We start from the raw sequence: 5,215 nt of genomic DNA on the forward strand, positions 1-5,215 counted from the left end.
CACGAGGAGTGCCCCCCGCACGAGTGACCCCCACACGAGTGATGGCCGCCGGAGTGACGCCCTCCCGAGTGACCCGAGCCGCCGGACGAGCAGCCGCCGTCCGACCCGGCCCACCAGCCGGTGGTGCCGCCCGCGCTCCCCCCGCCGAGCGACCGCGCGCGCCGGCCCCCGTACGCCTTGGCGTACCGGTCGCGGCGCCCCCTCCGGCGCACGGTGGCCACACCGGCCACGAACATCACCGCGATCACCGCCAGAAAGATGCCGAGGACCATGACGTCCCCCTCCTTCCGATCCCCCGTGGGCGCCACGTCCCCCGTGGGCGCCACGCTCGTAGCGTGAGCAGGACATGCCCGGCCGCCGGACCGGTCAAAGCACACTTGAGGAAGTCCAGAGCTTCGGCGCAGGATGGCCGCTATGACCTCCAGCGCACGCCCGCTCCTCAACCGCCGGCTCGCCGAGTTCGGGACGACGATCTTCGCCGAGATGTCCGCCCTGGCCGCGTCGACCGGGTCGATCAACCTGGGGCAGGGCTTCCCCGACACCGACGGACCCGAGGAGATCCGCGAGGCGGCCGTGCGCGCGCTGCGCGACGGGCGGGGCAACCAGTACCCGCCGGGCCCGGGCGTCCCCGAGCTGCGCACGGCCGTCGCCGCACACCAGCTGCGGCGCTACGGGCTCTCCTACGACCCGGACACAGAGGTGCTGGTCACGGCGGGCGCCACGGAGGCGATCGCGGCCGCGCTGCTGGCTCTCGTCGAACCGGGCGACGAGGTGGTCGCCCTGGAGCCGTACTACGACTCCTACGCGGCCTGCATCGCGATGGCGGGTGGCAGGCGCGTACCGGTGACCCTGCGCCCGCACGTCGAGGAGGGCGCCGCGTTCCGCCTCGACCTCGACGAGCTGCGCGCGGCGGTCACCGACCGGACCCGGCTGCTGCTGGTCAACACCCCGCACAACCCGACCGGTACGGTCCTCACCCGCGAGGAGCTGACCGCGATCGCCGAGCTGGCCGTCGAGCGGGACCTGCTGGTGGTCACGGACGAGGTCTACGAGCACCTGGTCTTCGACGACGCCGAGCACGTCCCCCTCGCCACGCTCCCCGGCATGCGCGAGCGCACGGTGACGATCGGCTCGGCCGGCAAGACGTTCTCGTTCACTGGCTGGAAGGTCGGCTGGATCGCGGCTGCGCCCGGTCTGGTGACGGCGGTGCGCTCGGCCAAGCAGTTCCTGACGTACGTGGCCTCGGGCCCCTTCCAGTACGCGGTCGCCGAGGCGCTGGCGCTGCCGGAGTCGTACTTCGCCGCCTTCCGCGAGGACATGCGGGCCCGCCGGGAGGTACTGGCGGCGGGCCTGGCCGAGGCGGGCTTCGGGGTCTTCCGGCCGGCGGGCACGTACTTCATCACCACCGACATCCGCCCCCTGGGGGAGACGGACGGCTTCGCCTTCTGCCGCTCCCTGCCACAGCGCGCGGGCGTGGTCGCCATCCCGAACGCCGTCTTCTACGACCACCGCGCCGAGGGCGCCCCCTTCGTCCGCTTCGCCTTCTGCAAACAGCCGGCGGTGCTCCGGGAGGCGGCCGAGCGCCTGAAGGCCCTGGCCGGCTGACCGGCCACGGGCCGCGTACGGCAAGAGCCCGGCCTGCGCTTCGACCGGGCTCTCATGACCCTACGGAACGTATCCGCTCGCGAGCGGGCGGACACCGCCGTAGGACCGCCGCGGGACTACTCCTCGTCGTCCTCGGGCTTGTCCGTGTCGTCGAGCTCCTGCTCGAGGCCGAGCTGCTCGACGAGCCAGCGGTCGAACTCGATGGCGGCCCGCACCCAGCTGACCGTCGAGGAGACGAAGTGCTCCAGGCTGACGCCCATGCCGATCAGCATCTGGGCCTCGCCGATCAGGCGGACGGTGCCGTCGTCGTGGGTGTGGGTGTAGACCTTGGGCCAAAGGGTCCTACGGTTCCAGTCGTCGATGGACTCGAGCAGCTGGGGCTTCTCGTCGATCTTGTGGGGCCGGTCGTAGAACGTCCGCACCGAGAAGACCTGCTGCTCGTCCTCGCCACGGAACATGAAGTACGTACGGAACTGCTCCCACGGCGCCGCGAGGTCACCCTCGTCGTCGACGACGTACTTGAGCTCCATCTGGTCCAGGAGCTGCTTCACGAGGTCCTGATCCGGGACGACGGGGCCCGCCGGTCCTTGGGGCTGCGGCTCGGGCTGGCCCCCGAAGTTCGGAATCGAGGACGGGTCGATGCTCACCGTGTTTTTCCCTTCGTACGGATCCCGCCATCCTCCCCCATCCGGGGAGGGTGGTGGCAAGCCCCGGCGGCCCCTGTAAGCCCTCGGCTGACAAGATCCGGTCACCCGGGCAGCCATGCTCCCGGGTACCCGCACCCCTCGGCCCTGTCCCACACTCACCGAGGAAAAGGGGCCGAGGGGTGCGCAGGCGCCGTTACAGGGTCTTCCCGGTGGCCGGGCCCACCAGCAGGCCGTCGCCGAAGCGGTCGACGCGGACCGTGTCGCCGTCCTTGATCTCGCCGGAGAGGATCTCCTTGGCGAGGCGGTCGCCGATGGCGGTCTGGACCAGGCGGCGCAGCGGGCGGGCGCCGTAGGCCGGGTCCATGCCCTCGTCGGCGAGCCAGGCCAGGGCGTCGGGGGTGACGTCCAGGGTGAGGCGGCGTTCCGCCAGGCGCCTGGCCAAGCGGTCGATGGCGAGCTTCGCGATCCGGCCCAGCTCGTCCTTGGTCAGGGCGGAGAAGACCACCAGGTCGTCCAGGCGGTTGAGGAACTCCGGTTTGAAGGAGGTGCGGACCACCTCGAGCACCTGCTCCTTCTTCTCCTCCTCGCTCGTCAGCGGGTCGACCAGGTACTGGCTGCCCAGGTTGGAGGTCAGCACCAGGATGGTGTTGCGGAAGTCGACCGTACGGCCCTGGCCGTCCGTCAGGCGGCCGTCGTCCAGCACCTGCAGGAGGATGTCGAAGACCTCCGGGTGGGCCTTCTCCACCTCGTCCAGCAGCACCACGCTGTACGGGCGGCGGCGGACCGCCTCCGTGAGCTGGCCGCCCTCCTCGTAGCCGACGTAGCCGGGCGGGGCGCCGACCAGCCGAGCCACGCTGTGCTTCTCGCTGTACTCCGACATGTCGATGCGGACCATCGCCCGCTCGTCGTCGAAGAGGAAGTCGGCGAGCGCCTTGGCGAGTTCGGTCTTGCCGACACCGGTCGGGCCGAGGAAGAGGAACGAGCCCGTCGGCCGGTCGGGGTCCGAGATGCCCGCGCGGCTGCGGCGTACGGCGTCGGAGACGGCCCGTACGGCCTCCGTCTGGCCGATCAGCCGCTTGCCGATCTCCTCCTCCATGCGCAGCAGCTTCTGCGTCTCGCCCTCGAGCAGGCGGCCGGCCGGGATGCCGGTCCAGGAGGCGACCACGTCGGCGATGTCGTCCGGACCGACCTCCTCCTTGACCATGGTGTCCCTGGCGGCCTCCTCCTCGGCCTGCGAGGCGGCCTCCAGCTCCTTCTCCAGGCTGGGGATCTCCCCGTACAGCAGCTTGGAGGCGCTGTCGAAGTCGCCGTCGCGCTGGGCGCGTTCGGCCTGGCCGCGCAGGTCGTCCAGCTTCTCCTTCAGCTCACCGACCCGGTTGAGGGACTGCTTCTCCTTCTCCCAGCGGGCGGTCAGGCCGCGCAGTTCCTCCTCCTTGTCGGCGAGGTCGCGGCGCAGCTTCTCCAGCCGCTCGCGGGAGGCGGCGTCGGTCTCCTTGTCGAGCGCCAGTTCCTCCATCCGCAACCGGTCGACGGCACGCTGGAGTTCGTCGATCTCGACCGGCGAGGAGTCGATCTCCATGCGCAGCCGGGAGGCGGCCTCGTCGACGAGGTCGATCGCCTTGTCGGGCAGGAAGCGGGAGGTGATGTACCGGTCGGACAGGGCCGCGGCGGCGACCAGCGCGCTGTCCGCGATCTGCACCTTGTGGTGGGCCTCATAGCGGCCCTTGAGTCCACGCAGGATCGCGATGGAGTCCTCGACTGTCGGCTCGGCGACCAGCACCTGCTGGAAGCGCCGCTCGAGGGCCGGGTCCTTCTCGATCCGCTCCCGGTACTCGTCCAGCGTCGTGGCGCCGACCATGCGCAGTTCGCCGCGGGCCAGCATCGGCTTGAGCATGTTGCCGGCGTCCATCGCGGAGTCGCCGCCGGCGCCCGCGCCGACCACCGTGTGCAGCTCGTCGATGAAGGTGATGATCCGGCCGTCGGAGCCCTTGATCTCCGCCAGCACGGTCTTCAGCCGCTCCTCGAACTCGCCGCGGTACTTGGCGCCCGCGACCATCGCCCCGAGGTCGAGGGCGACCAGCCGCTTGTCCTTCAGGGACTCGGGCACGTCGCCCTTGACGATCCGCTGGGCGAGCCCCTCGACGACGGCGGTCTTGCCGACGCCGGGCTCACCGATGAGGACCGGGTTGTTCTTGGTACGGCGCGACAGCACCTGCACGACGCGGCGGATCTCGTGGTCCCGGCCGATGACCGGGTCCAGCCTGCCCTCGCGCGCCGCCGCGGTCAGGTCCGTGCCGAACTTCTCCAGGGCCTTGTACTGGCCCTCCGGGTCGGGTGTGGTCACCCGGCGCCCTCCCCTCGCCTTCTGAAAAGCTTCCTGCAGCTTCTTCGCACCGGCTCCCTGCCCGGTCAGCACCTCGCCGGCCGCGCCGCCCTTCGCGGCGATGCCGATGAGCAGGTGCTCGGTGGACAGGTACTCGTCCCCGAGGTCCTTCGCCCGGCTCTGCGCGTCCGCGATCACGGCCAGCAGCTCACGGTTGGGCTGCGGGGGCGCGACGGTGGACCCGGTCACGCTGGGCAGGGACGCGAGCACGCGCTCGGCGCCGGAACGGACGGCTGCCTGGTCGGCGTCGACGGCGGCCAGCAGGTCGGTGATGTTCTCGTTGTCCTGTCCCTCGAGCAGCGCGAGGAGCAGGTGGGCGGGGGTGAGGTCGGGGTGCCCCTCCCGCACGGCCCGGTTGCCGGCCGCGTTGATGGCGTCCCGGCTCCTGTTGGTCAGCTCGGCGTCCACGGTCGCTTCTCTCCTCCTTGGCCCCTTGACGGCTTGGCGTCAGCGCTCAGCCACGTCTCCCGGTACTGACTCAGTAAGCCTACACAAACTTGAGTCTATTCCACTCAACCTTTCTCCGGGAGCCCTGCCCCGGACCGGGTCGCGCGGGCCCGGGCCCGGGCGGGTGGACGGG

At 71.1% G+C, this 5,215-nt stretch carries 4 protein-coding genes; 1 reads left to right on the plus strand and 3 read right to left on the minus strand.

Annotated elements, in window-relative coordinates; all coding sequences use genetic code 11:
• Positions 1-272: hypothetical protein (locus tag C1I97_RS40790; protein WP_111006381.1), on the minus strand; the 272-nt coding region annotated here is incomplete at its 3' end.
• Positions 273-405: 133 nt separating this feature from the next.
• Here C1I97_RS40790 and C1I97_RS30900 point away from each other — a divergent pair.
• Positions 406-1,605: a pyridoxal phosphate-dependent aminotransferase gene (locus tag C1I97_RS30900; protein WP_111006378.1), complete on the plus strand. Its 1,200-nt coding sequence runs from the start codon at positions 406-408 to the stop codon at positions 1,603-1,605.
• 116 nt (positions 1,606-1,721) lie between these two features.
• Here C1I97_RS30900 and C1I97_RS30905 read toward each other — a convergent pair whose 3' ends face one another.
• Together C1I97_RS30905 and clpB are read right to left on the minus strand one after the other, a co-directional pair.
• Positions 1,722-2,252: a YbjN domain-containing protein gene (locus C1I97_RS30905; RefSeq protein WP_111006379.1), complete on the minus strand. Its 531-nt coding sequence runs from the start codon at positions 2,250-2,252 to the stop codon at positions 1,722-1,724.
• Between the two features lie 193 nt (positions 2,253-2,445).
• Positions 2,446-5,043: an ATP-dependent chaperone ClpB gene (gene clpB / locus C1I97_RS30910; RefSeq protein WP_111006380.1), complete on the minus strand. Its 2,598-nt coding sequence runs from the start codon at positions 5,041-5,043 to the stop codon at positions 2,446-2,448.
• Positions 5,044-5,215: the final 172 nt, after the last annotated feature.

The sequence above is a fragment of the Streptomyces sp. NTH33 genome (assembly GCF_003236365.1).
In the GTDB taxonomy this organism is placed as follows: domain Bacteria; phylum Actinomycetota; class Actinomycetes; order Streptomycetales; family Streptomycetaceae; genus Streptomyces.